Source organism: Arthrobacter sp. SPG23 (genome assembly GCF_000876655.1).
Lineage (GTDB): Bacteria > Actinomycetota > Actinomycetes > Actinomycetales > Micrococcaceae > Arthrobacter.
This window is the reverse complement of the sequence record NZ_JYCN01000018.1, coordinates 105,998-132,958: the sequence shown is the minus strand read 5'-3', so window position 1 is coordinate 132,958 and position 26,961 is coordinate 105,998. Positions and strand designations below refer to the sequence as shown.

Annotated in this window: 28 protein-coding genes; 14 read left to right on the top strand and 14 right to left on the bottom strand. The window is 63.8% G+C overall.

The features are described from left to right. Window positions 1-78 precede the first annotated feature (78 nt). Complete coding sequence (locus tag TV39_RS11400; RefSeq protein WP_043481722.1) at window positions 79-2,031, bottom strand: M13 family metallopeptidase; 1,953 nt, start codon at window positions 2,029-2,031, stop codon at window positions 79-81. Between the two features lie 254 nt (window positions 2,032-2,285). Here TV39_RS11400 and leuA point away from each other — a divergent pair, with 254 nt between their 5' ends. The 3 genes from leuA to TV39_RS11385 all read left to right on the top strand — a co-directional run bounded on the left by leuA (window position 2,286) and on the right by TV39_RS11385 (window position 5,740). Beyond that, window positions 2,286-4,025 (top strand): 2-isopropylmalate synthase, encoded by a 1,740-nt coding sequence (gene leuA, locus TV39_RS11395; protein WP_043481720.1) that lies wholly within the window; start codon window positions 2,286-2,288, stop codon window positions 4,023-4,025. A 93-nt stretch (window positions 4,026-4,118) separates the two neighbouring features. Continuing rightward, on the top strand, window positions 4,119-4,874 hold the full coding sequence (gene recO / locus TV39_RS11390; protein ID WP_043481719.1) for a DNA repair protein RecO: 756 nt from the start codon (window positions 4,119-4,121) through the stop codon (window positions 4,872-4,874). 2 nt (window positions 4,875-4,876) lie between these two features. Continuing rightward, window positions 4,877-5,740 (top strand): isoprenyl transferase, encoded by an 864-nt coding sequence (locus tag TV39_RS11385; protein WP_043481717.1) that lies wholly within the window; start codon window positions 4,877-4,879, stop codon window positions 5,738-5,740. Between the two features lie 7 nt (window positions 5,741-5,747). On the opposite strand, the gene TV39_RS11380 is transcribed toward TV39_RS11385, so the two are convergent. Beyond that, on the bottom strand, window positions 5,748-6,824 hold the full coding sequence (locus TV39_RS11380) for an alpha/beta hydrolase (RefSeq protein ID WP_043481714.1): 1,077 nt from the start codon (window positions 6,822-6,824) through the stop codon (window positions 5,748-5,750). Further along, complete coding sequence (locus tag TV39_RS11375; RefSeq protein WP_043481712.1) at window positions 6,821-7,831, bottom strand: alpha/beta hydrolase; 1,011 nt, start codon at window positions 7,829-7,831, stop codon at window positions 6,821-6,823. The genes TV39_RS11380 and TV39_RS11375 overlap by 4 nt, the downstream gene beginning before the upstream one ends. A 126-nt stretch (window positions 7,832-7,957) precedes the next feature. Here TV39_RS11375 and TV39_RS11370 point away from each other — a divergent pair, with 126 nt between their 5' ends. Next, on the top strand, window positions 7,958-9,043 hold the full coding sequence (locus TV39_RS11370; protein ID WP_043481710.1) for a quinone-dependent dihydroorotate dehydrogenase: 1,086 nt from the start codon (window positions 7,958-7,960) through the stop codon (window positions 9,041-9,043). An 81-nt stretch (window positions 9,044-9,124) separates the two neighbouring features. Here TV39_RS11370 and TV39_RS11365 read toward each other — a convergent pair whose 3' ends face one another. Beyond that, the gene (locus TV39_RS11365; protein WP_043481708.1) at window positions 9,125-9,727 is read right to left on the bottom strand and encodes a DUF3043 domain-containing protein; all 603 of its coding nucleotides are present in this window, start codon (window positions 9,725-9,727) and stop codon (window positions 9,125-9,127) included. Window positions 9,728-9,859: 132 nt separating this feature from the next. On the opposite strand from TV39_RS11365, the gene TV39_RS11360 reads away from it, so the two are divergent. The 5 genes from TV39_RS11360 to TV39_RS11340 all read left to right on the top strand — a co-directional run bounded on the left by TV39_RS11360 (window position 9,860) and on the right by TV39_RS11340 (window position 15,084). Next, window positions 9,860-11,290, top strand: coding sequence for a dipeptidase (locus TV39_RS11360; RefSeq protein ID WP_043481706.1), 1,431 nt, complete (start codon window positions 9,860-9,862; stop codon window positions 11,288-11,290). A gap of 209 nt (window positions 11,291-11,499) precedes the next feature. Further along, complete coding sequence (locus TV39_RS11355; RefSeq protein WP_011692062.1) at window positions 11,500-11,889, top strand: HesB/IscA family protein; 390 nt, start codon at window positions 11,500-11,502, stop codon at window positions 11,887-11,889. Window positions 11,890-12,075: 186 nt separating this feature from the next. Further along, on the top strand, window positions 12,076-12,948 hold the full coding sequence (gene ctaC, locus TV39_RS11350) for an aa3-type cytochrome oxidase subunit II (RefSeq protein WP_043481703.1): 873 nt from the start codon (window positions 12,076-12,078) through the stop codon (window positions 12,946-12,948). A gap of 10 nt (window positions 12,949-12,958) precedes the next feature. Beyond that, entirely contained in the window at window positions 12,959-14,686 is a 1,728-nt protein-coding gene (gene ctaD / locus TV39_RS11345) for an aa3-type cytochrome oxidase subunit I (RefSeq protein ID WP_043481702.1), read from the top strand. Then, on the top strand, window positions 14,683-15,084 hold the full coding sequence (locus TV39_RS11340) for a cytochrome c oxidase subunit 4 (RefSeq protein WP_043481700.1): 402 nt from the start codon (window positions 14,683-14,685) through the stop codon (window positions 15,082-15,084). Before ctaD ends, TV39_RS11340 begins: the two co-directional genes overlap by 4 nt. A gap of 130 nt (window positions 15,085-15,214) precedes the next feature. Here TV39_RS11340 and TV39_RS11335 read toward each other — a convergent pair whose 3' ends face one another. Continuing rightward, complete coding sequence (locus tag TV39_RS11335; protein WP_200891002.1) at window positions 15,215-15,508, bottom strand: HPr family phosphocarrier protein; 294 nt, start codon at window positions 15,506-15,508, stop codon at window positions 15,215-15,217. Window positions 15,509-15,668: 160 nt separating this feature from the next. On the opposite strand from TV39_RS11335, the gene TV39_RS11330 reads away from it, so the two are divergent. Next, a complete protein-coding gene (locus tag TV39_RS11330; protein ID WP_043481696.1) occupies window positions 15,669-16,463 on the top strand; it encodes a GntR family transcriptional regulator in 795 nt (264 codons plus the stop codon). Window positions 16,464-16,527: 64 nt separating this feature from the next. On the opposite strand, the gene qcrB is transcribed toward TV39_RS11330, so the two are convergent. The 4 genes from qcrB to ctaE all read right to left on the bottom strand — a co-directional run bounded on the left by qcrB (window position 16,528) and on the right by ctaE (window position 20,868). Continuing rightward, window positions 16,528-18,207, bottom strand: a complete 1,680-nt coding sequence (gene qcrB / locus TV39_RS11325) for a cytochrome bc1 complex cytochrome b subunit (RefSeq protein ID WP_043481693.1) — start codon at window positions 18,205-18,207, stop codon at window positions 16,528-16,530. Further along, entirely contained in the window at window positions 18,185-19,255 is a 1,071-nt protein-coding gene (gene qcrA / locus TV39_RS11320; RefSeq protein WP_043481691.1) for a cytochrome bc1 complex Rieske iron-sulfur subunit, read from the bottom strand. The genes qcrB and qcrA overlap by 23 nt, the downstream gene beginning before the upstream one ends. A gap of 98 nt (window positions 19,256-19,353) precedes the next feature. Then, window positions 19,354-20,142, bottom strand: a complete 789-nt coding sequence (gene qcrC, locus TV39_RS11315; RefSeq protein ID WP_043481688.1) for a cytochrome bc1 complex diheme cytochrome c subunit — start codon at window positions 20,140-20,142, stop codon at window positions 19,354-19,356. An 87-nt stretch (window positions 20,143-20,229) separates the two neighbouring features. Further along, window positions 20,230-20,868: an aa3-type cytochrome oxidase subunit III gene (gene ctaE / locus TV39_RS11310; RefSeq protein WP_011692053.1), complete on the bottom strand. Its 639-nt coding sequence runs from the start codon at window positions 20,866-20,868 to the stop codon at window positions 20,230-20,232. A gap of 148 nt (window positions 20,869-21,016) precedes the next feature. Between ctaE and trpD the strand changes: the two genes are divergently transcribed. After that, the gene (gene trpD, locus TV39_RS11305) at window positions 21,017-22,075 is read left to right on the top strand and encodes an anthranilate phosphoribosyltransferase (protein WP_043481685.1); all 1,059 of its coding nucleotides are present in this window, start codon (window positions 21,017-21,019) and stop codon (window positions 22,073-22,075) included. Window positions 22,076-22,089: 14 nt separating this feature from the next. Here the strand turns inward: trpD and TV39_RS11300 are convergent, their stop codons facing one another. Both TV39_RS11300 and TV39_RS11295 read right to left on the bottom strand, forming a co-directional pair. Continuing rightward, the gene (locus TV39_RS11300; protein WP_043481683.1) at window positions 22,090-22,371 is read right to left on the bottom strand and encodes an Lrp/AsnC family transcriptional regulator; all 282 of its coding nucleotides are present in this window, start codon (window positions 22,369-22,371) and stop codon (window positions 22,090-22,092) included. A gap of 82 nt (window positions 22,372-22,453) precedes the next feature. After that, a complete protein-coding gene (locus tag TV39_RS11295; RefSeq protein ID WP_043481680.1) occupies window positions 22,454-22,870 on the bottom strand; it encodes a DUF3054 domain-containing protein in 417 nt (138 codons plus the stop codon). Window positions 22,871-23,038: 168 nt separating this feature from the next. On the opposite strand from TV39_RS11295, the gene TV39_RS11290 reads away from it, so the two are divergent. From TV39_RS11290 to TV39_RS11280, 3 genes are all read left to right on the top strand, one after another. Continuing rightward, a complete protein-coding gene (locus tag TV39_RS11290; protein ID WP_043481677.1) occupies window positions 23,039-23,407 on the top strand; it encodes a VOC family protein in 369 nt (122 codons plus the stop codon). Between the two features lie 131 nt (window positions 23,408-23,538). Continuing rightward, window positions 23,539-24,015: a VOC family protein gene (locus TV39_RS11285; protein WP_043481675.1), complete on the top strand. Its 477-nt coding sequence runs from the start codon at window positions 23,539-23,541 to the stop codon at window positions 24,013-24,015. 139 nt (window positions 24,016-24,154) lie between these two features. Then, the gene (locus TV39_RS11280) at window positions 24,155-24,451 is read left to right on the top strand and encodes an antibiotic biosynthesis monooxygenase family protein (protein ID WP_043481673.1); all 297 of its coding nucleotides are present in this window, start codon (window positions 24,155-24,157) and stop codon (window positions 24,449-24,451) included. Window positions 24,452-24,472: 21 nt separating this feature from the next. On the opposite strand, the gene TV39_RS11275 is transcribed toward TV39_RS11280, so the two are convergent. The 3 genes from TV39_RS11275 to TV39_RS11265 form a co-directional block, all read right to left on the bottom strand. Then, complete coding sequence (locus TV39_RS11275) at window positions 24,473-25,438, bottom strand: SDR family NAD(P)-dependent oxidoreductase (RefSeq protein ID WP_235347368.1); 966 nt, start codon at window positions 25,436-25,438, stop codon at window positions 24,473-24,475. A 95-nt stretch (window positions 25,439-25,533) separates the two neighbouring features. Continuing rightward, window positions 25,534-25,788 (bottom strand): hypothetical protein, encoded by a 255-nt coding sequence (locus tag TV39_RS22270; RefSeq protein ID WP_160292501.1) that lies wholly within the window; start codon window positions 25,786-25,788, stop codon window positions 25,534-25,536. A gap of 227 nt (window positions 25,789-26,015) precedes the next feature. After that, window positions 26,016-26,465, bottom strand: coding sequence for a hypothetical protein (locus TV39_RS11265; protein ID WP_144406392.1), 450 nt, complete (start codon window positions 26,463-26,465; stop codon window positions 26,016-26,018). Window positions 26,466-26,961: the final 496 nt, after the last annotated feature.

The following is a 26,961-nucleotide window of genomic DNA, read 5'->3' as shown; positions in this document are numbered from 1 at the left end:
CAGCGGTCGATAGCAAGAGAAAAGCGGGGCCGGCCACGTTCTGTGGCCGGCCCCGCTTTCCTCATCGAGACGTGTCGGTCACCAGATGCTGACGCGTTCCGCCGCAGGCATCCACATGCCGTCCTGTTCTGCCACATCGAATGCTTCATGGAAGGCATCCAGGTTCCTGGCGATGGCGTTGGTACGGAACTCGTTGGGGGAGTGCGGGTCCGTCGCAAGCCGGCGAATGGCCTCCTCGTTCCGGATCACCTGCCGCCAACCGGCAGCCCAGGACGCGAAGAACCGCTGCGGACCCGTCAGGCCGTCCAGCACCGGCGGTTCCGCTCCGTCAAGGCTGATCAGGTAGGCCTTGTAGGCAATGGTGAGGCCGCCGAGGTCGCCGATGTTTTCGCCCAGGGTGAGCTTGCCGTTGACGTGGTGGCCAGGGGCCGCGGTGGGCGACAATGCATCGAACTGGGCCACCAGCTTGGACGTCAGGGCCTCGAAAGCGGTCCGGTCATCCTCGGTCCACCAGTTCCGGAGGGCGCCGCCGCCGTCGAACTGTGAGCCCTGGTCATCGAAACCGTGCCCGATCTCGTGTCCGATAACGGCGCCGATGCCGCCGTAGTTGACGGCGTCGTCGGCGTCCGCGGTGAAGAACGGAGCCTGCAGGATGGCCGCCGGGAACACGATTTCGTTCAGCAGCGGGTGGTAATACGCGTTGACGGTCTGGGGCGTCATGAGCCACTTGTTCTTGTCAACGGGCTTGCCCACCTCGTCCAGGTGCCGGTCGACGTCGGCATTGTGGGCCCGCTCCACGTTTCCGAGGAGGTCGGCGGGGTCAATCTCCACCGCGGAGTAGTCGATCCACTCGTCCGGGTAGCCGATTTTGGCCCGGAATGCTTCAAGCTTCTTGAGGGCTTCGAGCTTGGTGTCCTCGCCCATCCAGGCGAGCCCGGTGATGCTCTGCCGGTAGGCCTCGATGAGATTGGCCACGAGCGACTGCATGCGGGCCTTGTGGGTTTCGGGAAAGTGCCGTGAGACGTAAATCTGGCCCACCGCTTCGCCGAGGGCTGCTTCGACGACGGCGACGCCGCGCTTCCAGCGGTCTTTGTTACGGGGTGTGCCGCTAATGGTGGTGCCGTAGAACGCGAAGTTCGCATCCACGAATTCTGCCGAGAGGTAGGGGGCTGCTGAGCTGACAACGCGCATGGCCAGCCAGTCCTGCCAGGCCTCCACAGGCTCGGATTCGAGCAGGCTCGCTGCCCCGGAGAAGAAATCGGGCGTGCTGACCACCATCTCCTGCCGCTTGTCCGGCACGATTCCGGCGGCCTCGAACCAGGCATCCATCAGCGGGAAAAGCTCCCGGGCCTCCGCGGCGGATTTCAGGTTGTACGTCTTTTGCGGATCCCGCAGGGTCACGTTGTCCCAGTGGTGGGCGGCCAAAGCTGTCTCCAGACGGACCACGCGTTCCGCGGCGTCTTCCGGGTCCGGGTTACGGGCGAGGCCGAGCATGTTCCCGACGTGCCCGCGGTAGGCCGCCACCATGGGAGCGAACTTCTCTTCGCGGTAATACGACTCATCCGGCAGGCCGAGGCCGCCTTGCCCGGTGTACAGCAGGATTCGGTCCGGGTTTCCCGCGTCAGGCGCCGGGTAGATGTAGAAGAGCCCGGATACATCGGAACGGAAGAGCCTTCCGGCCAGTTCGATGACGTCCGCCGCGGACTTCGTGGCATACACCGAGGCGAGCCGTTCCCGGATGGGTTCCATACCTTTGGCCTCGACAGTGGCTTCATCCATGAAGCTGTTGTAAAGGTCCCCGACCTTCTGTTCGATGCCGGTGGCTTCTTCGCCGCGCCCGGCGGCCTCTTCGATGATTTCCCTGACCGCCAGCTCGGACCCGTCCCGCAAGGCCGTGAAGGTGCCTTCAAGGGGCCGGTCATCCGGGATGGTGGTGCTCTTCAGCCACGCGCCGTTGATGTGCTGGTACAGGTCATCCTGCGGCCGCACGGTGTGGTCGATGTTGGACAGGTCGATCCCCGAGTTTGGCACAAGTGCTCCTTCAGGTGAAGGCTGCCGCCGGCGCTGGCCCCGGTGGCAGCGTCTGCATAGTGGACGTTGCTGGAGGTGATGCTCCTTCATCTTACGCACCCGTGTTACTGTGAAATGGTGCGCGCAGAACTGCTTCTTCTTAGCTGCCGCGGCGAGGCCTCAGACGCGATCTAGCGCAAGGCCAATCCTCGTCGCGGAGTTAGTGTTGCCCGGCCACCTTTCACACAGGAACCACAGAAAAGGCCCCGATAGTAATGCGAAACGCACAGAAGCCCTCCGGAATGCCCGTTCACCGCTACCTGCCGTTCCAGGACCAGATCACCGTTGAACTGCCTGACCGGACCTGGCCGGACAAAGTCATCACCCAAGCCCCGCGCTGGTGTGCCGTGGACCTCAGGGACGGCAACCAAGCGCTGATCGACCCCATGAGCCCGGCCCGCAAAATGAAAATGTTCGACCTGCTGGTCCGCATGGGTTACAAGGAAATCGAGGTGGGCTTCCCCTCCGCCTCGCAGACTGACTTCGACTTCGTCCGTCAGCTGATTGAAGGCAACCACATCCCCGACGACGTCACCATCCAGGTGCTGACGCAGGCCCGCGAGCACCTGATTGAGCGGACCTACGAGTCCCTGGTTGGCGCCAAGCAGGCCATCGTCCACCTCTACAACTCGACGTCGGTCCTGCAGCGCCGCGTCGTGTTCAACCAGGACGAGGACGGCATCCTGGATATCGCCCTCCAGGGCGCCCGCCTGTGCAAGAAGTACGAAGAAACGCTGGCTGACACCCACATCACCTACGAGTACTCACCGGAATCGTTTACCGGTACGGAGCTCGAATACGCCGTCCGCGTCTGCAACGCCGTGGCTGACGTCTTCGAGGCCTCGGCTGACAGCCAGGTCATCATCAACCTGCCGGCTACGGTGGAAATGGCCACCCCCAACGTCTATGCCGATTCCATCGAGTGGATGAGCCGCCACCTGCACCCCCGCGAGGGAATCATCCTCTCGCTGCACCCGCACAACGACCGCGGCACCGGTGTTGCCGCCGCCGAGCTCGGCTACCTCGCCGGGGCGGACCGCATTGAAGGCTGCCTGTTCGGAAACGGTGAGCGGACCGGCAACGTGGACCTGGTCACGCTGGGCTTGAACATGTTCGTCCAGGGCGTCGACCCCATGATCGATTTCTCCAATATCGACGACATCCGCCGCACCGTTGAGTACTGCAACCAGCTGCCGGTGGCCGAGCGTTCCCCCTACGGCGGCGACCTCGTCTTCACCGCGTTCTCCGGCTCGCACCAGGATGCCATCAAGAAGGGCTTCGAAGCCCTCGAGCGTGACGCGGCGGCCGCCGGCAAGGACGTGGGCGAGTACACCTGGCAGGTTCCGTACCTGCCGGTCGACCCCAAGGACCTGGGACGCAGCTACGAGGCTGTCATCCGGGTCAACTCGCAGTCCGGCAAGGGCGGCGTGGCCTACCTGCTGAAGAACGAGCACAGCCTGGACCTGCCGCGCCGCGCCCAGATCGAATTCTCCGGCGTCATCCAGAAGCGGACCGACACCGTGGGCGGCGAAGTCAGCGGCGCCCAGCTCTGGCAGATCTTCCAGGACGAGTACCTGCCCTCCAGCAAGGAGGACGGCCAGTGGGGACGCTATTCGCTGGGGTCCTTCAGCACGGAAACGGACGACGACGGCGCCATGACCTTGCACGCCACGGTCACCGTCGACGGCGCCCAGGTCCGCCGCACCGGCACCGGCAACGGCCCGATCGCCGCGCTCCTGGCGATCCTCGGCCAGGACGGCGTGGACGTACGGGTCCTGGACTACAGCGAGCACGCGCTCTCTGAAGGCGGCAATGCCCGTGCCGCGGCGTATGTTGAATGCGCAGTCGGCGAACGGGTGCTGTGGGGCGTTGGCATTGACTCCAACACCACCACCTCCTCGCTGAAGGCCGTCATTTCGGCCGTCAACCGCGCCATCCGGGACGCACAGGCCTAGGCCAATCATTCGAACCGCTGACCTGCTGCGCCCCCGGACCACTCCGGAGGCGCAGCAGCCGCGTTTTCCCGAAGGTCAGTGCGAAGATTAACCGTGGCCCAACAATCCTCCTTCTCCGCCCGCGCCTACCGTGACGACGCCGTGGTGCTGCGCACCCACAAACTGGGTGAAGCAGACCGGATCATCACGCTCCTGACAAAACACCACGGCCAGGTGCGGGCGGTCGCCAAGGGAGTGCGCCGCACCAGCAGCCGCTTCGGCGCCCGCCTGGAACCGTTCATGGTGGCGGACCTGCAGCTGATTTCCGGACGGACACTGGACATCGTCACCCAGGCGGTGGCCAAGGGAGCCTACGGCGGCAGCATCGCGGCCGACTACGGCCGCTACACGGTGGCGGCGGCCATGACCGAGACGGCCGAAAAGCTGACGGACGTGGACGGCGAGGCCGGCACCGCGCAATACAACCTGCTGGTGGGGGCCCTCGCCTCGCTGAGCCGGGGAGAACACACCCCGGAGCTCATCCTCGACTCATACCTTTTGCGCGCCCTGGCTACCGGCGGGTGGGCTCCCAGCTTCACGGTGTGCGCCCGCTGCGGCGCACCCGGCCCGCATACGGCCTTTTCGGCGCCGCTGGGCGGCATGGTGTGCAGCACTTGCCGTCCGCCTGGGTCGCCCGCACCCGCGGCGGAAACAGTGTTCCTGCTGGGTGCACTGCTGACGGGGGACTGGACGACGGCGGATGCGTCCCTGGCCCTGCACCGGCGCGAGGCGGCCGGTTTGGTGGCCACCTATCTGCAATGGCATCTTGAACGGGTGCTGAAATCACTCAAACATGTGGAGCGTAGCTGACAGTGGCCCTTGGAAAGAAAAAGACTCCCGTCCGGCAGCGGACCGCACCGGTGACGGCGCCGTATCCGCACAGTTCCGGGGCCGTGCCGCCATCGATTCCCGGGGAATTTATCCCGCAACACGTGGCAATCGTCATGGACGGCAACGGCCGCTGGGCGAACCAGCGCGGGCTGCCGCGGATCGAGGGCCACAAGGCGGGGGAGCCTGCGCTGCTGGACGTCGTCGCGGGAGCCATTGAACTCGGCATCAAGTACGTCACGGTGTACGCCTTTTCCACGGAGAACTGGCGGCGTTCCCCGGAGGAAGTCCGCTTCCTGATGGGATTTAACAAGGACGTGCTAAGACGCCAGCGGAACCAGTTGGACGAGTGGGGCGTCCGGATCCGCTGGTCGGGACGCCGGCCCAGGCTCTGGGGATCGGTGATCCGGGAACTGGAAGAGGCGGAGGAATACACCCAGGGCAACAGCACCTGCACGTTGACCATGTGTGTTAATTACGGCGGCCGTGCGGAAATCGCGGATGCGGTCTCGGCCATCGCCGAAGACGTCGCGGCCGGCCGGCTGAAGCCTGGTGCCATCACTGAACGGACCATCCAGAAGTACCTGGACGAACCGGACCTTCCCGACGTCGACCTCTTTCTCCGAAGCTCCGGTGAGCAGCGGCTCTCCAACTTCATGCTGTGGCAGTCGGCCTACGCGGAGTTCGTCTTCATGGACACGCTGTGGCCCGACGTGGACCGCCGCACCCTGTGGGACGCCGTCGAAATCTATGCCCGGCGGGACCGCAGGTACGGCGGCGCCGTGGATGCGGCCCGGCCGGACCGCCGCCCCGAGGAACCGCAACCCGCGGAGTCCGGGCAGCCCTGACCACCGGTCAGCCCGGATGCGAATGCAGCCAGGCGACCAGGTCACGGTACGCTTCCTGGCGGACCTCCCGGCGTGAGAGGAACACATCGTGGATCGCCCCGGGGTAGCGGAAGACGGCTGTCCGGCGTCCCAGGCCCAGCGCCCGGTGCGCTGTCTGCTCCACGTCGATCACGGCGTCCGCGCTCATCAACTCCTCGGACCACTCGGCCTGGATTTTGGTTCGGTCCGAGAGCATCACCAGGACGGGAGCCGCGATGTCCAGGCGCCGTTCCACGGCCGCATGTCCGGCAAGGACCGCCCGGGTCCATCCGGCACGGATCGGGAACGACGCCGTCGGGCGCCACTGCGGATCCAGGAACCACTCGCCGTGGGCCTGGTCGCTGACGCTCTCCCAATAGCCGGGCATTTCCGGAAAATGGAACGGCCGTCGCGGATCCGCGCGCGCAATGGGTTCGACGAGGTGCATGGCGATGTTCCGGATCAGGCTGCTGCCCTGAAGCTCCAACCATGGTGCGTTGAGGACCAGCGTTTCGAGCGCGCCCGGGTGGCGGTCGGCCCACAGCGCCCCGATCAGGCCGCCCAGTGAATGTGCCAGCATGTGGACAGCGGGTTCCGGATCCACGCCGGTGCGCGCTGCCACATCCGTCCTGATCATGGCGAGCGCGGCGGCAATGTCCGCGTCGTAGACTTCCAGGTCAGTGGTGTAGCCGGGCGTCTGCCAGGTCCGCAGGCTGCGGCCATACTTGCGAAGGTCCAGCGCGTAGAAGTGCAAGCCGCGCGCGCCAACGTACCTGGCCAATTCGGATTGCAGGAAGTAGTCCGCCCAGCCGTGAAGGTACAGGACTGCTCCAGGGCGTACAAAACCGTTCTGCGCCCGGGCGTCCCCGGCCGGCCACGCCAACGGCCGGAAGACCGTGCTGCGCAGCCCCGCAAGGAAATCAGGCGGACCCGCCGGCAGGTACCGGACCAGCGTGGCACACACCGCGCCTTCGTCGTCGTCGGGCAGGGGCAGCTCCAAGGACTCGAATCCGTCCCCGAGCTGATCGGGCTGCCACGGAGATGCCTCCGGCGCCGCCGCTTTCACTCCTCGCCGCCGTCGTCGAGGACGTAGCCCCGGATCCAGCGGTTCAGCCGGGCGTACGCATCCGCCCGGACATGCGGCGGAGACAGGAAGACGTCGTGGAGGGCGCCGTCGATCCGTTCCAGGGTGACCGTCCGGCCAAGGGCCATGGCCCGGATAGCAATGGTATTCACATCGAGCACGGCGTCCGTCCGTCGCATGGCCTCCGTCCAGAACATGCCGTTCTCGCTGGCCCCGGACAGGAGGACCAGGATGGGGACGTCGATCCGCAGCCCGCGGGCCACCCGGGAATGCCCGGCCAGGACCGCACTAAGCCAGCCGGCCCGCACGGGGAACGCGAGGGGCGGCCGGTACTTGTTGTCCAGGGTCCATTCACCCTCGGCCTCGCTGCTGATGCTTCGCCAATAGAAGCCGCGCTCCGGCAGCCGCAGCACGGCCTCCGGCCGGTATCGTGCCAGCGGCCCCACCATGGACCTGGCGGCGCGCCGGACCAGTGAACTGCCGTGCATTTCCAGCCACGGGCTGTTCAGGACCAACTGGGAAGCCACGCCAGGATGCCGGCTGACCCACAGGGCGGCGATCAGGCCTCCCGTTGAGTGGCCCATCAGGGTCAGGGAGGGCTTGATGCCGTGTTCCGGCCAGAGGGAGCCGATGATCCCGATGGCCTTACTGATTTCGGCGTCGTAGTCGTCGAGGTCGGCCACGTAGCCGCCATGCGTATCAGGCTGAAGGCTCCGCCCGTGGTTGTGCATGTCCAGGGCAAAGAACTCAAATCCCTTACCTGTCCAGAACTCGGCGAGCTCCACGTTGAAGAAATAATCGCTCCAGCCGTGCAGGAAGAGGACAGCCCGGCGGGGGAGGGGCGCGGGTCCTGAGGTGCCTGTCCCGCGGGCTTCGCCTTGGGGCACGTGGCGCACAAGGGTAGCCGTACGCTCGACGCCGTCGGCGCCCGTGGCCTGGTACGAACAGGCTTCGAAATCGTCCCCCAGGATATCTGTGTGCCACTCCATTTGATTAGCCTAGACAACGGCTGCTTCAGCAGCGAACAAACCCTCGGTGCCTCCCAAGCGCGTCACACCGCGGGACAGCATGCGCGCCGGTTTGGTCTGCGGAGCCTGAAGCGGAAAACTGGATATATGCGCGTATATCCCACCTTCTTTCGCCTTGCCTTTTCATGGATGGACGCCGAACGCGCCCACAAGATCGGGTTTCGAGCCATCAGGCTGGCCCACAGCTCAGGGGCGGGCAGGGTGCTCGCGAAATTCACGGCCCCGGCGCCGTCGCTCCAGACCACTGCCTTCGGCATCACTTTCCCTTCACCCTTCGGGCTCGCTGCCGGCTTTGACAAGGAAGGGCACGGAATTGAAGCTCTGACCGAGCTGGGGTTCGGCCACGTGGAGGTGGGTACCATCACCGGGCAGGCCCAGCCCGGGAACGAAAAGCCGCGACTGTTCCGCCTTGTCGAGGACAAGGCAGTCATCAACCGGATGGGATTCAACAACGACGGCGCCACCGCCGTTGCGCCCCGGCTTAAGTCCGCCCGGGCTGCCCTGCAGCGGCGCCACCCTGGCGTCCGTCCGGTGATCGGCGTTAACATCGGCAAGAGCAAGGTGGTGGAACTCGAGGACGCAGTGGGTGACTATCTCATCAGCGCCCGGAACCTGGCCCCCGCAGCCGATTACCTCGTGGTCAACGTCAGCTCTCCCAACACGCCGGGTCTCCGGCTGCTTCAGAACGTCGAAACCCTCCGCCCGCTGCTCAAAGCAGTGGGCGAGGAAGCGGACAAGTCCGCCGGAAGGCACGTCCCGCTCTTGGTGAAGATCGCGCCGGACCTTAGCGACGAGGACATCGACGACGTCGCGCAGCTCGCCCTGGACCTCAAGCTGGACGGTATTATCGCCACCAACACCACGATCGGCCGGGAGGGGCTCACCTCCGACCCCGAAAAAATCCGGGACTGCGGGCCCGGCGGGCTGTCCGGCGCCCCGCTGAAGGCACGGTCGCTGGAAGTGCTGCGCCGCCTCAGGAAAGCAGCCGGCACCACCCTCACACTGGTTTCCGTCGGCGGCGTGGAGACGGCGAAAGATGTCCAGGAAAGGCTCGACGCCGGCGCCACCCTGGTGCAGGGCTACACGGCGTTCCTGTATGAGGGCCCCTTCTGGGCGGCTCGGATTAACCGCCAGCTGGCCAAGCACCCCAGCCGCCGCCGGGCCAACGCCTAGGCGGAACCCCGGCCATAAGCGCCGTCGAAAGAAGAAGCCCCCGGCAGTCGGGAGACCGCCGGGGGCTTCTTCGTGCCTGGATCAGGCGGGAAACTCTCCGCGCTTGACGAGCGGCTTGGGAAGGCGCAGACGGCGGAACTGGAGGGAACGCATGGATCCGTACCAGACAGTGCCGCGTTCCACCTCGCCGAACTTTTCCGTGAGGCGCTTCCGGAGCTTCCGGGACAGGATAAACACGTCGACGAAGACGGCCAGGAACATCACCCAGAAGCCACCCAAAACATAGATCATTGATTCGCTGGTGGAGGGAACCAGCAGGGAGATAATCACGAACAGCAGGGCGCCGAACATGAGGTACTCGCCGAGGCTGAAGCGGGCATCAACGTAATCGCGGGCATAGCGCTTCTGCGGACCCTTGTCCCGAAGGGGAAGGAACTTTTCGTCACCCGTGTCCAGTGCCTGGCGCATCTTGATCCGCTGCTCCTGCACGGCTGCCCGCTCCGCTGCTTTGGAGGCCTTTCGGTCCTCCGGCACCAGGGGGCGCTTCCGCGCCGCTTCCTGTGCTTTGCGCTTGGGCGTGGGCGCACCCTTGCCGAGGGCTGCGTCCTGCCGGGCCAACGCCTCGGCTGCCTGCTGGTCAACTACGTCCTGCGCCAACGGCGCTTCCTTTTTACGTCCAAACACTCCTAAAGAATACCTTGCACGCGCAGGCGGAAAGTCATGTGTCGCGCGGGCCCCGCAGCGACGGAACCGGGGGAGGCCGCCGGCGGTTCCGGAGTGTTTCCTGTGGTTACGGACACAGGTAGGGTTTTGGCCATGACTTCATCACCGGCGGGGACCCCGCAAGAAATCAGTGCAGGAATCGACGGGATCGACGTCGATGCCCTGCGCCGGGCCGTACACGCGTCCTTTGACACCACCGTTGGGCAGCTGACAGACCTTGTGAAGCTTCCGGGCATTGCCTGGCCCAGCTTCGATCCTGCCCCGCTGGACCGCAGCGCGGAGGCTGTGGCGGAACTGGTGCGGGCCGCAGGCATCGACGACGTGCGGATCCTGCGCTGCAACAAAGAGGACAGCACGCCGGGCGGTCCCGCTGTGGTGGCGCGACGAACCGCCGCCGAGGGAAAGCCCACCATTCTGCTGTATGCCCACCACGACGTCCAGCCGACCGGCGATCTGGCGCTGTGGGAGACCGAACCGTTTACCGCTGTCGAACGCGACGGCCGGCTGTACGGCCGGGGTGCGGCCGACGATAAAGCCGGCATCATGGCACATATTGCCGCCTATGCCGCCGTTACCGAAGTATTGGCCGATGAGTTGGGACTCGGCGTGACGTTCTTCATTGAGGGCGAGGAGGAAGCCGGATCGCCCACGTTCCGCACGTTCCTGGAAACCCACCGCGAATTGCTGCGCGCCGACGTCATTGTGGTGGCGGATTCCAGCAACTGGAAGGTTGGCGTACCGGCCCTGACCACCAGCCTGCGCGGCCTAGTGGACGGAACCATTGAGGTGCAGGTACTGGAACACGCCGTCCATTCCGGAATGTTCGGCGGGGCCGTCCTCGATGCACCCACCCTGCTCTCCCGCCTGATCGCCACCCTGCACGACGACGAAGGGAACGTCGCCGTGAAGGGCCTGGTCAGCCGGGACGACGTCTCGGTCGACCTGACGGAAGCGGAGTACCGAGCCGACGCGTCCGTTTTGGACGGCGTCCGCCTCGCCGGCAGCGGAACGATCGCCTCCCGGCTATGGACCAAACCGGCGCTGTCGATCATCGGCTTCGATGCTCCCGCCGTGGACGTGGCCTCCAACACCCTGCTGCCGCGGGCGCGGGCAAAGTTCAGCCTGCGGCTGGCCCCGGGCCAGGACCCGGCCGACGCCATGGCCGCAGTGCAGAACCACGTCGAGTCGAATGCGCCGTTCGGCGCGAAGGTGGTATTCACGCCGGGGGAGAGCGGCAGCTCCTTCCTGACTGACACGGGTTCCGCTGCCGCCGGCATGGCGATGTGGGCGCTGGGGGAAGCGTGGGGCGTTCCCGCGGTGGAAATGGGCATCGGGGGTTCGATTCCCTTCATTGCGGACCTCACGGAGGTCTACCCCGAAGTGCAGATCCTGGTAACCGGCGTCGAGGATCCCGATTCCAGGGCCCACAGTGCCAACGAGTCGCTACACCTGGAGGACTTTCGCAACGCCGTCGTGGCCGAAGCCCTGCTGCTGGCACGGCTCAACCATGAGGGTCTCGCCTGACGCCAGCACCGGAAGCACGCTGGCGTGAAGGTTTCCTGGCGGTTCTGTTTCGGAGCCGTCAGGGAACATTCAGCGTATGGCCACGGTTACGTCAGGAGTTAGAGCTACACGCAGGATCGACGTAGCATGTAGCTATAGCCCATACCGTTTCCGTAGGGGCGGGCAACGCGCAAGCCGAGTCGCCACCACCGTCGTAAGAAGGTAGGCCAATGAGCACTACAACCAATGAAAACAGCGCCGCAGCCACCGGCACCGCCAGCGAAGAGCTGCCCACGCACGAGGTCAAGCTGACCGACGTCGCTGCGGGCAAGGTCCGCAGCCTGCTGGAGCAGGAAGGCCGCACCGACCTTCGCCTGCGCGTTGCTGTCCAGCCGGGCGGTTGCTCCGGCTTGATCTACCAGCTCTACTTCGATGAGCGGCTGCTCGACGGAGACGCCGTACGTGACTACGACGGCGTTGAGGTTGTTGTCGACAAGATGAGCGTCCCTTACCTCAGCGGCGCCAGCATCGACTTTGAGGACACCATCTCGAAGCAGGGGTTCACCATTGACAACCCCAACGCCGGCGGATCCTGCGCCTGTGGAGATTCTTTCCACTAACCTGGCTCTTTTGCCTCATGACAGCTTGCTTTCGGCACCGGTTTAAACCGGTGCCGACGCACGGTGCCGACATGTGAGCGAAAACCCCCGGGGAGCGGTAAGCTCTACATCGAGTAGTAAAACTTTTAGTGTGCCCGGGGAGCCATCTTCGGCCCGGGCAACAGCAACAAGTAGGAAGGGCCGTCTGTGAGTTCGCAGAACCGAACCGGCAGCCGACGCAAACAGATCACTACGATCACTGGCTTGGCACTAGCCGGCGCGTTGGCTTTGACTGGATGTTCACCAGAGGTACAGAAAGGCTGGTTGCCCACCGAGCGTGGCACCACCAATCACACTGACCGCATCATGGACCTCTGGGTCAACTCATGGATTGCCGCATTGGTCGTCGGCATCATTACCTGGGGACTCATGGTCTGGTGCATCGTCGCCTACCGCCGCCGCAAGGGCACCGTTGGATTCCCGCGGCAGACCAGCTTCAACCTCCCCCTTGAGGTGTTCTACCTGACCATCCCGCTGTTCATGGTGCTGGTGTTTTTCTACTTCACCGACCGGGACCAGCAGGCCATTGACAACCGCTCCGAGCCGGCCGACGTCGTCGTTGACGTCCGTGGCAAGCAGTGGGCATGGGACTTCAACTACAAGCAGGGCGACGTCATCAACGCCGACGTCCACGAAGCCGGAGTCCAGGCGCACCTTACGGGTGCCGAAGTGGACAAGGAAAAGCTGCCCACCCTGTACCTCCCCGTCAACAAGTCCGTTGACCTGGAGCTCAACTCGCGCGACGTCATCCACTCTTTCTGGGTCCCGGCCTTCCTGCAGAAGCGCGACATGATCCCGGGCAAGACGAACTACATCAGGTTTACCCCCACCAAAGAGGGCACCTACGACGGCAAATGTGCCGAACTCTGCGGCGAATACCATTCCGAAATGCTGTTCCGCGTAAAGGTTGTCTCCGAAACGGAGTTCCAGGCGCACATGGACCAGCTGCGCCAGGACGGCAACACCGGCCTGCTCGGCGAAGAGTACGACCGCAACCCGAACCTGAACGAAATTAAGTAAGGGGAGCGACGTGGCTACATACACTCAATCCGCACCTGCCGGGGCCCTTGGGGCGCCCGTTGTCCCGAAGTCCAAGGGACGCATCGTCGTCAACTGGATCACCTCGACCGACCACAAGACCATCGGGTACATGTACCTGATCGCGTCCTTCGTGTTCTTCTGCTTCGGCGGCGTCATGGCGCTGCTGATCCGCGCCGAGCTGTTCGAACCCGGCATGCAGATCCTGCAGACCAAAGAGCAGTACAACCAGCTGTTCACCATGCACGGCACCGTCATGCTGCTGATGTTTGCAACCCCGCTGTTCGCGGGCTTTGCGAACGTCATCATGCCGCTGCAGATCGGTGCACCCGACGTCGCCTTCCCGCGCCTGAACGCACTGGCCTTCTGGTTCTTCCTCTTCGGCTCCACGATCGCCGTCTCCGGCTTCATCACCCCGCAGGGTGCGGCGTCGTTTGGCTGGTTCGCTTACGCGCCGCTGTCCAACACCACCTTCAGCCCCGGCGTTGGCGGTGACCTCTGGGTCTTCGGCCTTGCGCTCTCCGGCTTCGGCACCATCCTCGGTGCGGTCAACTTCATCACCACCATCATCTGCATGCGCGCCCCGGGCATGACCATGTGGCGCATGCCGATCTTCACCTGGAACACCCTGGTGACGGCGATCCTGGTCCTGATGGCCTTCCCGCCGCTGGCAGCAGCCCTGTTCGCCCTCGGCGCCGACCGCCGCTTCGGTGCACACATCTTTGATCCCGAGAACGGCGGCGCCGTCCTCTGGCAGCACCTGTTCTGGTTCTTTGGCCACCCCGAGGTGTACATCATCGCGCTGCCGTTCTTCGGCATTGTCTCGGAAATCTTCCCGGTCTTCAGCCGCAAGCCGATCTTCGGCTACAAGGGCCTCGTGTACGCGACGATTGCCATCGCGGCTCTGTCCGTCACCGTGTGGGCACACCACATGTACGTCACCGGATCGGTGCTGCTGCCGTTCTTCTCCTTCATGACGATGCTGATCGCCGTACCTACCGGCGTGAAGTTCTTCAACTGGATTGGCACCATGTGGCGGGGTTCCATCACCTTCGAAACGCCCATGCTCTGGAGCATCGGCTTCCTGGCCACGTTCCTGTTCGGTGGTCTGACGGGCATCATCCTGGCCTCGCCGCCGCTTGACTTCCACGTCTCGGATTCCTACTTCGTGGTGGCGCACTTCCACTACGTGGTGTTCGGCACCGTGGTGTTCGCAATGTTCGCCGGCTTCTACTTCTGGTGGCCGAAGTGGACGGGCAAGATGCTCAACGAGCGCCTGGGCAAGATCCACTTCTGGCTCCTGTTCCTCGGTTTCCACGGAACCTTCCTGATCCAGCACTGGCTGGGTGTTGAAGGCATGCCCCGCCGTTACGCGGACTACATGCCGCAGGACAACTTCACCTGGATGAACCAGTTCTCCACGATCTCCTCGTTCGTGCTGGGCGCTTCGCTGATCCCGTTCTTCTGGAACGTTTACATCACCTGGCGCAGCAACGAAAAGGTTGAGGTGGACGATCCCTGGGGCTTCGGCGCTTCGCTCGAGTGGGCCACATCCTGCCCGCCGCCGCGGCACAACTTCACGTCGCTGCCCCGTATCCGTTCGGAGCGTCCGGCCCTGGACCTCCACCACCCGGAACTCGCACAGTCGCACACCGTTGAGTCACCGGCACCGGCAGCGTCCGTGCTCGGCAACGCAGATCAGAAGGACACCGCCAAGTGAAGATCGAATCATGGATTTTTGGAGCCGGAGTCTTCTTCTTCGTACCGGTCTCCGTGGTTTACGGATTCCTGACCAACTGGACTGAATGGGTCGGTATCCTCGGTGTCCTGCTCGTGGGCGGACTCGCCGGCATGATCGGCGCGTACCTCGGGTTCACCGCCAAGCGCGTGGGCATGCGTCCCGAGGACCGTAACGACGCCGAGATCCACGAGGGTTCCGGTGAACAGGGCCACTTCAGCCCCTGGAGCTGGTGGCCCCTGGTCCTGGGCCTGTCTTGCGCAGGCGGATTCCTCGGCCTGGCCGTAGGATTCTGGGTCACGTTCATCGCCGGCGGACTGGCCGTCATCGCCCTGGTCGGCTGGGTCTACGAATACAGCCGCGGCGACCACGCGCACTAGCAGCAAAATCAACGACGGCGGGCCCCACCAAATGGTGGGGCCCGCCGTGGTTTTGTCATTCAATCAAAAAAGCCGGGACCGCGTCCTTCCACGAGCGGACGCTGAGTGGCCGGTCGGCGCCTGGGAGCCGTCAGGCGGCCGCTCCAGCCTCAAGCAAAAGGGTCAGGCCTTCCAGTGCCGCTTCTGCGGATTCAACGCTGTGGCGGGCGGGAAGGGCCTCCGGATCAACCGAGAGTTCCACTTCGCAGCCACAGTAGAAGTCGGCAGTCATGACCTCGAGTAAGGACCGTGCGTCGACCGGCGCGATTCCCGCCTTGCCGATCCTGACCGGCAGGCCGGACTCCGTCACGGCCCGCACAAAGACAGCGGCCGGCCGCGCGTGCAGGCCTATGGGTGATTGAACGATTGCCTTGCGCACTGGCAACAGGACTCCTTTGTTCCGACGGGACTCGGCCGTCACGACTGCATTCCTGAACAAGCGTAGTGCCGGGGTGTCCGGTGGCTGAAACCGCGATACGGGTGGTCTAGACCTGCCTCGTTGTTGCTCTACCCTTAAAGCATGAATCTAGATCTGGAACGTGGCCATGGCGGCGTCTGACGCGAGCAGAATGGTAGGGGAGATCGACCGTGACAGCGGGACGCCCATCTACGTCCAGCTGCGGGAGCTCCTCCGCACGCACATCACGGCTTCCTGCCCTCCCGGGTCTTCGCTGCCCTCGGAACGTGACCTTGCCGAGAGATTCGGCCTGGCCCGCATGACGGTCCGGCAAGCCATTGACGCCCTGGTGGGCGAGGAAGTCATTGAACGGGTAGTGGGTCTGGGGACTTTCGTCCGGAAACCCAAACTCGATTTGCAGGTAAAGCTGACGTCTTACAGTGAGGAAATGCAGCGCCGGGGCATGGTACCTGCGGCCAAGGTCCTCAGCTTCGAACAGATCGGTGCGAGCGCGTTCCTGGCCCGGGAGCTCCAGCTGGACGAGGGAACCCCCCTGGTTCGCTTCAGGCGCCTCCTGCTGGCTGACAATGAACCCATGAGCGTGGATGAGAACTTCATTCCCGCGCACCGGGTGCCTGGCCTGCTCGACGGCGAACCCCCCACCTCGCTGTACAACGTGCTGAGCGAGCGCTTTGGCCTGGTCATGGAGTGGGGGGAGGACATGATCGAGGCCACGGCAGCGTCGCCGTCCACAGCGAGGCTGCTCAACGTTGAGGTCGGTTCGCCTTTGCTCAAGATCCAGAGGCACGCCTTTGTCGCACGCTCGATGGTGGACTACTCCGTTTCCTACTACCGTGCAGACCGCTACAAGCTGTGGGTTCCGCTGCAGCGACCCGGCGTCCGTCCTACGCGCAACTACGCCTCCGGCTACCGGAATCCATAGGGGATGCAGAAGAGGCCCGGTCCATTCGGACCGGGCCTCTTCTGTGGTGCTGTCAAACCGTTAGCTAGTGGCTGAGGGTTTTCTGTCCCTCGGCCGACTCGACCGCTTCGTGCTGGCCGTGGTGCCCGTGGGCAGCCTCGAGCTCAGCCGGCGAGGCAGGAGCAACCCTGTCCTCGAAGAACCAGCGCGAGAGCGCCGCGCGGCGCTTTTCCTTGCGGGTAACTACGCCGTGTTCGTTCGGAACCGCAGGCAGGGGCACCGGTGACTCAAAGCCCACCAGCTTGTAGCGCTTGTAGTCGTCCAGCGGGGCGTGGACCTCGATGAACTCACCATGCGGCAAGCGGACGATACGGCCGGTTTCGCGGCCGTGCAGGGCGATTTCGCGGTCCTTGCGCTGAAGAGCCAGGGCGACGCGCTTGGTCACGATGAAAGCGATGACCGGGCCGATGAAGAACAGTGCGCGCAGCCAGTAGGTGACATCGTTCAGGGCAACGTGGAAGTGCGTTGCAATGAGGTCCGAGCTCGCAGCGGCCCACATCACACAGTAGAACGTGAAGCCGGCCATGCCGATCGCGGTCCGGGTGGGAGCGTTGCGCGGGCGGTCCAGGACGTGGTGCTCGCGGTCGTCCTTGGTGATCCAGCGTTCGATCCACGGGTACATGAAGAGGATCGTGAAAACGAGGCCGGCAGGCACCAAGGCCGGGAGCAGCACGTTCAGGGTCAGCACCTGGCCGAAGATGACGTACTCGAAGTGGAAGTCGCCGATAACACCGGGCATGAGGCGCAGGGCGCCGTCAACCCAGCCGATGTACCAGTCAGGCTGCGTGCCTGCGGAAACCGGGGAGGGGTCGTAGGGGCCGTAGTTCCAGATCGGGTTGATGGTGAAGAACGCCGCCATGAGGGCGATTACACCGAACACGATGAAGAAGAAGCCGCCGGCCTTGGCCGCGTATACCGGGCCAAGGGGGTAGCCGACGACGTTGCCGTCGTTGCGGCCCGGGCCCGGGTACTGGGTGTGCTTGTGAACAACCACCATGAAGAGGTGGATCACGATCATCAGCAGGATCAGTGCCGGTACCAGGAGGATGTGCAGCATGTAGAGCCGGCTGATGATGACCGTACCCGGGAACTCGCCGCCGAAGAGGAAGAACGAGATGTAGGTGCCGATCACCGGAATCGACTTGATAACGCCGTCGATGATGCGCAGGCCGTTGCCGGAGAGCAGGTCATCGGGGAGCGAGTAGCCGGTGAAGCCTGCCGCCATGGAGAGGATGAGCAGGACGCCGCCCACCACCCAGTTCAGTTCGCGGGGCTTGCGGAACGCGCCGGTGAAGAACACGCGCAGCATGTGCACGGAAACGGAAGCCACAAACAGCAGTGCGGCCCAGTGGTGCACCTGACGCATGAAGAGGCCGCCGCGGACGTCGAAGGAGATATCCAGCGAAGAGCTGTATGCGACGGACATTTCGACGTTCTTCAGCGGCGTGTAGGAGCCGTCGTAGTGCGTCTCCGCCATGGAGGGATCGAAGAAGAACGTCAGGAAGGTGCCCGAGAGCAGCAGGATGACGAAGGAGTACAGGGCAACTTCGCCGAACATGAACGACCAGTGGTCCGGGAAGACCTTCCGGCCGAATTCGCGGAGAATTCCCGAACCGCCAACGCGCTGGTCAACAAAGTCGGTAATGCGGCCGCCCTTGGTTTTGGCGACGAAGGCGGGGGCATTAGCTGTTGATGTTGCGCTCATGCTCATCACGCTCCCAGTAACTCGGTCCTACGGGTTCTTTGAAGTCGCTCGTAGCGACCAGGTAGCCCTCGGCGTCAACTGCGATGGGCAGCTGGGGGAGAGGCCGGCTGGCCGGGCCAAAGATAACCTTGCATTCCTGGGTCAGGTCAAAGGTTGACTGGTGGCACGGGCACAGCAGGTGGTGGGTCTGCTGCTCGTACAGGGCAACAGGGCAACCAACGTGGGTGCAGATCTTCGAGTAGGCAACAATGCCGTTGTAGCTCCAGTCCTCGCGGCCCGCGGAGGGCTTGAGGGACTCGGGGTTAAGGCGCATGAGCAGGACGACAGCCTTGGCTTTTTCGTTCAGCTTGCCTTCATGCAGTTCGTTCAGGCCTTCCGGAATCACGTGGAAAGCAGAGCCGATGGTGACGTCAGAGGCCTTGATGGGCGTGCCATCGGGGTCCCGGGTGAGGCGCTTGAGCTTGCCTTCCTGCGGGGCCCACATGGTGTGTGCCAGCTTGTCGTCCGGGCGGGGACCAAGGTCACCGAAGACGGCCAGTGCAGGCAACGGAGCCAGCGCTACGGCGCCGAGGAGGGTGTTGCGGATCAGCGGCCGGCGCTTGATGCCCGTTTCTTCGACAATGTCATCAACGATGCGGACTGCCGCCTGGCGGTCCTCCTCGGTGCGGATGGCATGGCGTTCTTCGGAGACTTCGTGGTCCGGCATGAGGGCCTTGGCCCAGTGGACGATGCCGGTGCCGATGCCGAGCATGGCAAAGGCGGTGCCGATGCCCAGCAGGGCATTCTGCAGCCGGATGGTGGCGATCGTGGAGTCGGGTCCAAGATCGATGGCGAAGTACGCCACCAGGAAGATCACGGTGCCCACGACCGAGCTGCCGAAGAGAATGGCAACCTGCCGTTCTGCACGCTTTGCGGCCTTCGGGTCCGTGTCAGCCAGGCGCAAACGATGCGGGGGAATTCCAGGATCCTGGAACTTCTCCACCTCATTCTGACCAGCCGTAGCTACGGTGCCCGAGTGGTTCGGACTGCCGTCACTATGGTTGCCCATAATTCGCCTCATCCTTCTCTCGTCCCGGCCTGTGCCGGGTTAGTTTTCAATTCCATACTGCTGACTTGTCAGCAGGAGTTCTTACAGTTGCGGACGCGCTAGGACGTCCGGGACGTCAGCCAGATGGTGAAGGCGATGATGACGCCCAGGCCGGCGATCCAGACAAACAAACCTTCAGAAACCGGGCCCAGTGCGCCGAGATCGGCTCCGCCGGGTGAACCGTTAGCTTCGATCTGCTTGAGGAAGGTGATGATGTCACGCTTGCCTTCGGGGGAGACGTTGGCATCGTTGAAGACCGGCATGTTCTGCGGTCCGGTGACCATGGCCTCGTAGATGTGCTTCTCGGAGACGTCTGCGAGGGCCGGAGCGAACTTGCCGCGGGTGAGCGCACCGCCGGCGGCCGCTGCGTTGTGGCACATGGCGCAGTTGACGCGGAAGAGCTCGCCACCTTCGGCAGCATTGCCCTGCGCGTCCAGGAGGCCTTCTTCGGGGATGGACGGGCCGGGCCCGAGCGAAGCGACGTAAGCGGACAGCTGGTGGGTCTGTTCGTCGTTGAACTGTGCGGGCTTTTTGTAGGCCTGCGGGCCATTCATCTGCATGGGCATGCGCCCCGTGCCTACCTGGAAGTCAACGGCGGCAGCACCGACGCCCACAAGTGAGGGTCCGTCCTTGGTTCCGCTCGCACCCATGCCGTGGCATGTTGCGCAGTTGGCGGCGAAAAGCTTCCCGCCCTCTTCAGTGTCATTGGCACTGAAGCTGGTGGTGGAAGCCTTGGCCTCGTTGACGGTGGTGGCAACGGCGTACAGCCCACCAGTGAGGAGGAGGCCCATCAGCAGCAGCGCAATGGCTGCCAGTGGGTGACGTCGCTTCTGCGAGAGTGCCTTCACGTGGTGGTTCCTTTTTTCGATCCTGCGTCGGCTCCGGGAGCCGCTTCTTGAAATTCTGCCTCTTGTAGAAAAAGAGTCAAGTCGGGGCTACCTGAGGACGTAGATGACCAGGAAGAGGCCGATCCACACGACGTCGACGAAGTGCCAGTAGTACGAGGTGACAATCGCGGACGTAGCTTCGAAGTGACCAAACTTCTTGGCGGCGAACGAACGGCCGATGATAAAGAGGAAGGCGATGAGGCCGCCGATGACGTGCAGGCCGTGGAAGCCGGTGGTCATGTAGAAGGCTGAGCCATACGCGTTCGACGAGAGCGACACATGCTCCGAGACGAGCATGGCGTATTCGGTTGCCTGGCCGGCAACGAAGAAGGCACCCATGATGAACGTGAGGGTGAACCATTCGTTCATCCCCCAACGCGTAAAGGCAAGGGGGCCGCCGGCGCGGCGCGGCTGGAGCCGCTCAGCGGCGAAGACGCCCATCTGGCAAGTGAAGGAACTTGCCACGAGGACGATCGTGTTTACGAGCGCAAAGGGGAAGTTGAGCTTGGCTGTCTCTTCGGCCCACATCTGTCCGGACGTCGAACGGAGTGTGAAGTACATGGCAAAGAGACCGGCGAAGAACATCAACTCACTGGACAACCAGACAACGGTTCCTACGGAAACCATATTCGGGCGGTTCAGCGTCGGGTGCGCCGGGGTACTGGGGGCATGGGTCGCAGATGTCACATAGACATTATGTCTGTAAAAGTTCCTCCTGCCCAACGCAAACCGCCTTTTGCGGAGACTTTTTCTACAAAGACGCGAATTCGCGCGGAAAAGTTCCCCGGCCGGTTCACATTGGTCATCGGGGCGGGTGCCTCGATAGCATCAGGAGGTGACTTCACAGGCATCTGCACAGGCGGCGGGCAACACCTGGCCGCGGCTCATTTCGGCACTGATCAACGGCACGGACCTCACGGCCGACAACACGGAATGGGCCATGGATACCATCATGTCCGGGGAGGCTACTCCTTCGCAGATCGCCGGATTCCTGGTGGCGCTGCGATCAAAGGGCGAGACGGTGGATGAGATCGCCGGGCTTGTTGAGGCCATGCTGGCGCACGCGAACCCCGTCGAGATCGGCGGCGAGAAGCTGGATATCGTGGGCACCGGCGGCGACCAGCTGAACACCGTCAACATTTCCACCATGGCTGCCCTCGTCTGCGCGGGAGCCGGCGCAAAAGTGGTCAAGCATGGCAACCGTGCGTCGTCGTCGTCGTCCGGGTCAGCGGACGTGCTGGAAGCACTCGGCGTCCGGCTTGACCTGCCGATTGACCGGGTTGCACGCAACGCCGACGAGGCGGGCATCACGTTCTGCTTCGCTCAGGTGTTCCACCCGTCGTTCCGTCACACCGCCGTGCCCCGACGGGAGCTTGCCATTCCGACGGCGTTCAACTTCCTCGGTCCGTTGACAAACCCGGCGCGCGTTCAGGCCTCCGCAGTCGGCGTCGCCAATGCGAGGATGGCGCCCTTGGTGGCCGGGGTCCTGGCCAAGCGCGGCAGCCGCGGGTTGGTATTCAGGGGGAGCGACGGCCTGGACGAACTGACAACCACCGGGCCGTCCACCGTCTGGGAGATCCGGAACGGCGAGGTGACCGAGCAGACGTTTGATCCGCAGGCGCTGGGCATCCGTCCCGCAACTGTCGAAGAGCTCCGCGGCGGGGACGCCACAGCCAATGCCGCCGTCGTTCGTGATGTTTTGAGCGGCGTAGCGGGTCCGGCGCGTGACGCCGTCCTGCTGAATGCGGCCGCAGGTCTGGTGGCGTTCGACGTCGACGCCAACGGTCCGCTGACCGACCGGATGGCGGCCGCGTTGAAGCGCGCGGAAAAGGCCATTGACTCGGGTGCCGCGGCGGCCGTGCTGGAAAAGTGGGTTGCCCTCACCCAGGGTTAGGAGCCCCGCCGGGCTTACTGCTCGAAGCCCAGTGAGAATGCCGCATCGAGGTCGTGCTGGGAGTAGGCGCGGAACGCGATGTGCGTCGTCGTGTGCACCACCGCGGGTACCTTCGACAGCTTGTCCGCAATAACGTCCGCCAGGTCATCGTGCTTCGCCACCCGCGCCACAGCAATCAGGTCCCATTCCCCGGTCACGGAGTAGACCTCGCTGATGCCCGGAATCGCCGAAATTTCCTCGGCCGTCTCCGGAATTCGGGAGGCGTCTGTCTTGATCAGGACGAATGCGGTGATCACTCTTGACCTTTCGGATGGGTGGGCCCTTGAGGGGGACGGCAGGCGATGCTGTGTGCTGCCAGCCTAGTACATTCAGGGTGAATCAGCGGAGCTGCCGGCGTCCTTTGAGCCGGCCGGCAGCGGCCACAATCAGACGGTAGCCCACAAGGAAAACGCCCAGGCTCAGCGTGGCAACAATCACGAACGGCAGGACCACTGTCTGTCCGGTCGCCGCCCGCAGAACCATGCCCAGGGCCACGGCGCCAAGCCACACAGCGACGCCTTCCGGCCAGACGCGCAACGGCCCCCGCCACACCCGCAAGGCAAGCCACGCGATGGCAGCCCCGGCCAGAAACGGCCAGGCCGTCGAGAGGACCCCGGTGATCACGTCTCCGCGCTGGTGCGCGTCCCGGCCGATGGCCGCAAACGCCAGGATCAGGACGGTATCAGCGAGGGCGGCAAGTACTGCCGCGTTCCTGGCAGCGGCGCGGACGGGTGTCGGGTCAGGGCGGGAAGGCATATCTCCACCCTAGTTGCGGTTTGCCGCCGGGACGAGCCGATGTAAGCCTGCGTGACCGTCGTCGGCGGCTCTAGACTGTGACCGGAAACACCGCCACCAATATTTCCGGCGTCTCTCTTCGCGCCCCACTGCACCAATTCATCACGCAACGACAAACCGGACGGCACCATGAGACTTGTCCAGATCGCGCAACATGCCAGCGACCTCCCGCGGGCAGGGGAGTTTTACGCCGCCCTGCTCGGCGTCAAGGCCCGGGCATTATTCGATCCGCCCGGGCTCCTCTTTTTTGACCTGGACGGCGTGCGCTTGCTGCTCGAAACCGGGGCGCCGTCCGCCTTGCTCTACCTGGCAGTGCCTGACGTCAGGGAATCCGTGACCGGGCTCCGGGGCAGGGGAGTGGAGATAGTTGAGGAGCCCAAGGTGATCTTCAGCCATGCAGATGACCGTCTGGGTCCGGCCGGAACCGACGAATGGATGGCTTTCATCCGCGACAGCGAAGGGAACACCGTTGGGCTGGTCAGCCAGCTGCCGCATTAGCGGCCGGCTTACCGGCCCCATTGTGCCGCGAATCACCCGCCGCTAGGCTCGCACACGCAACCGAAGGATCGCCGTCGGGAGTCCATTCCGGCGAAGCCAGTGAGATGAAGCCAGCGAGATGAGGGAACCAAGTGACTGAAAAGATCACCACCTGCCTATGGTTTGACACCCAGGCCGAGGAAGCCGCGGACTTCTATGTCTCGGTCTTTGATGACTCGAAAATTCTTAATGTAGCCCGTTATGGCGACGTTGGACCCGGCACCGCAGGCCAGGCGATGACCGTGGAGTTCGAAATTGACGGCCGCAAATTCCTGGGTCTCAACGGTGGGCCTGCATTCACGTTCACTGAAGCTGTTTCCTTCGTAATCAACTGCTCCTCACAGGAAGAAGTGGACCGATGCTGGACGGCACTCACGGCCGGCGGTTCGGAGGGCCAGTGCGGCTGGCTCAAGGACAAGTTCGGCCTTTCGTGGCAAGTAGTGCCTTCCGCCATGGGGCAATTGCTGGGCGGGCCGGATCCTGAGGGTGCGCAGCGTGCCATGCAGGCAATGCTGGGAATGCGCAAGCTGGTGATCAGCGAGCTGCAGGCCGCCTACGACGGGGCCTGAAGGACCTTGCGGGGTCAGGGGCCAAGTACCAGGTTGGGTGCCGGGGGAGCGGACCACGTGCCATGTGGCCCTACCCGGCTCCGGCTGGCGGGACGATAATCGGGAATACCCACCCCGCACGCGATTGGAGGCCTTCGCGATGTCTGTTTACACGCTCGGAATCTGGCTGGTGAAACCCGGCAGGGAAAATGACTTCGTCCAGGCATGGCGCGATCTCGCCCGGAAGACTGAAGAGGATTTTCCCGGTGCGAAAGCCGTACTGATGCACGATCGCGATGTTCCCAACAGGTTCATCAGTACCGGCCCCTGGGAGTCGCTTGAACAGGTCGACGTGTGGCGGGCCTCACCCGCATTTACCCAGGGCTATGAAGCCATCCGCGAAATGCTGGAGCACTTCGAACCGCACACCCTGGATGAAGCGGCGACTATCGGCTGATCCCGGCCGGAGACGACACGCTCACACCGTGCCTATGTGCGGCTTGGATAGGCGCGTGCACTCGTCCCACAACCGCTTCCGGGCATCCGGATCCAAACCCATGCCGGGCGTCTTCAGTTCCTTGCGCTTCGCCCAGAGCTTGCCGGAGACAGAGACCGCCTCGGGTGAAGTGGCCAGCCACACTGCGGTGTCGGCGCCCTTCTCGGCGGTCGCGCCGAGCGTGTTCGTGAGCCAGCGGAATGCGCCGCCGACGTCGTGGAGAAGGGCCGTGTTCTTGACAAGTCCCGGGTGTACGGCATTTACAACCACGCCAGTACCGCTGAAGCGCTCGGCGAGCTCCTGGGTCAAGAGAACACGGGCGAGCATCGTAGGGGGAGTGGAGCGGAGAAAGCTGTACCTGCCCTTCGCCGTCTGGAGATCGTCGAAGTCGAGTTTGGTGACCCAGGGCCCGTTTGAGTACTTCGAGGCAATGTTGATGACCCGCGAGGTCCCCGATGCGCCCGGGGCGGCGTCACGATTGCCGGCGGCGGGGCTTCCGGCAGTCGCGGCCCGCTTGAGCGCTGCTTCGAGCTGGGTCGTGAGCAAAAAGTAGCTCATCACGTTGGTGGCGAAGGTGAGTTCGAGCCCGTCGGGCGTCTCATGGCGTTCCTTGCGGAAGACGCCCGCGGAGTTCACAAGGACGTTGAGCTTGTCGTGTTGACCAAGGAACTCCCGTGCGGCCGATCGGATCGACGCCTGGTCGGACAGGTCGCAGGCAAGCGGCTCAAGCTTCGCACCGGGGACAATCGCGCGGATGGTGCGTATCGCGTCGTTCGCGCGCGCGATTGACCGTCCGACAACCACAACGGTTGCGCCCTCGCGGGCAAGGGCGGTCGCGACGGCCTGTCCGATGCCGCCCGTCGCACCAGTGACAAGAGCTAACCGCCCATCCATCGCCGCACCGTGGCGGCGCGACCCGTGCGGCATGCGGTGTTCCTCGGCAGTCATGGTGATTCCCTCATCAGGCGGTACGAACCGCGGGCGACGTTGGAAGCATCTCACCACGAATCAACCGGTTTGGCGACCGTTCCTTGAGTGATCCGTTAGCGTCCGCCCGCACCTTGCTCGAGTGCTCTAAGTGCTCGCTGGCTGACGCCTATGACTTCACTGCCGGTTTCGGCGGGGATCCAGAGAAGCACAGGGGAGGCATTCGAGTCCACCAGAGTTTCGTCGAGCGCAGGGTGCAGCCGGTCCCAATTGGTCCTGTTGAAGACGCCGGATTTCGTCGGCTGTTCCATGGCGCGGTCATCCGGGCGGAGCGGCACCGGTGGACCGAGGTCCCGGTTGACTACCATCACCTGCGGGGTGGAGAACCGTCAGCGTGACTGCGGCGATGGCAGCAGCCAGACGTAGAACGGTCAGGTGGAAAGGAGTTTTTGAGCGCACAGTATTACCCCCACGGTTACTGAACGGAATTGCCGCCTTGTTCTGCGGCCCAAGGCAGCGGACGCGGCCTGAATGGTCTCAGAGTACCGGCTAGTTTTTTCCAGTGACTAGATAAAGAATCCTCAAGATTTCCCAAGATTCAGGGTGCTTGCTCAGCGGCCAGGGCTACACGCTGAGGTGCCCCTGGGGCAGGGCTAAAGACGGTGAAGGAGTACTCGAACTCGCCATCGGTTCCACTCAAAATGCAGATAGGGCTGCTTCCGATGACGTTGGACTGTCGCCTGCACGGTCCATCCGACTTCATCTCGAAACCAAGCCCGGAGAACATTGCCTTGATGTCGTCATCGGTGAGCTCTTTCCCGGTATCCCAGCGACGGGAGAGGCTGGGGCATGGGTTCGTACTGATGCACATGAACCGCTCCGGGCGGACAGTCTCGTCGGTCAGCTTCCAGTCCGACGGGATGGCGAAGCGTCCGGCGCGGGAAAGCATATCGTCAGTAACCTTGTCCTCTGCGGACCGGATCACGAAGAACGCACCAAGCCCCACGACCAGTACCGCCGCCAGGACAATTCCGACAATCCGCTTCACTGTGTTCCCCCAAGCCATCAGTGCAGGCACTGATGTCCGGGTCGATCAGCGTCAGTGCTGAACGCATCGTACCTGCATCCGCCCGCCGTATCAGCGACACAAAGGGGGTACATTCTTCCGCATCGGGATACAGGAGGACGCTCAGATAGCGATAGGGGATGTCTCTCGAAGGGCCGCCCGGAAGGAGCAGGTCTTGAAAGTTTGGGCACGTTAGGAGATGAAGGCATCGGAGTCCGCGCATTTGGCGAAGCCCCCGTTGGATGCATCACATGCAACATCGGCTTTCTCGTACTGGCAACGATGAATATGCTCCTGGGACTTCGGTGAATCTGATGCGAGTTAGCCCTTTGCTGTGGCAAAGTGTGCTCAACGGACGCCCTGAGCGAAGGGAGCAAGGGTGCTCTTGCAGGGAGCAGTTCTCGCACTATTTGGCATCCTGTTCCTTCTTATGGGGCTGGCCGTAGCCTTCTTTCGGTCCGCCGTTTCCAAGGGGCAT

Coding starts and splice junctions, on each gene's coding strand:
- TV39_RS11295 (WP_043481680.1), bottom strand. CDS start 22,870: ATGCCTTCCCGCCCTGACCCGACACCCGTCCGCGCCGCTGCCAGGAAC.
- TV39_RS11360 (WP_043481706.1), top strand. CDS start 9,860: ATGACTTCATCACCGGCGGGGACCCCGCAAGAAATCAGTGCAGGAATC.
- TV39_RS11275 (WP_235347368.1), bottom strand. CDS start 25,438: ATGACTGCCGAGGAACACCGCATGCCGCACGGGTCGCGCCGCCACGGT.
- TV39_RS11355 (WP_011692062.1), top strand. CDS start 11,500: ATGAGCACTACAACCAATGAAAACAGCGCCGCAGCCACCGGCACCGCC.
- TV39_RS11330 (WP_043481696.1), top strand. CDS start 15,669: ATGGCGGCGTCTGACGCGAGCAGAATGGTAGGGGAGATCGACCGTGAC.
- qcrB (WP_043481693.1), bottom strand. CDS start 18,207: ATGAGCGCAACATCAACAGCTAATGCCCCCGCCTTCGTCGCCAAAACC.
- qcrA (WP_043481691.1), bottom strand. CDS start 19,255: ATGGGCAACCATAGTGACGGCAGTCCGAACCACTCGGGCACCGTAGCT.
- TV39_RS11280 (WP_043481673.1), top strand. CDS start 24,155: ATGTCTGTTTACACGCTCGGAATCTGGCTGGTGAAACCCGGCAGGGAA.
- TV39_RS11290 (WP_043481677.1), top strand. CDS start 23,039: ATGAGACTTGTCCAGATCGCGCAACATGCCAGCGACCTCCCGCGGGCA.
- leuA (WP_043481720.1), top strand. CDS start 2,286: ATGCGAAACGCACAGAAGCCCTCCGGAATGCCCGTTCACCGCTACCTG.
- TV39_RS11375 (WP_043481712.1), bottom strand. CDS start 7,831: ATGGAGTGGCACACAGATATCCTGGGGGACGATTTCGAAGCCTGTTCG.
- TV39_RS11370 (WP_043481710.1), top strand. CDS start 7,958: ATGCGCGTATATCCCACCTTCTTTCGCCTTGCCTTTTCATGGATGGAC.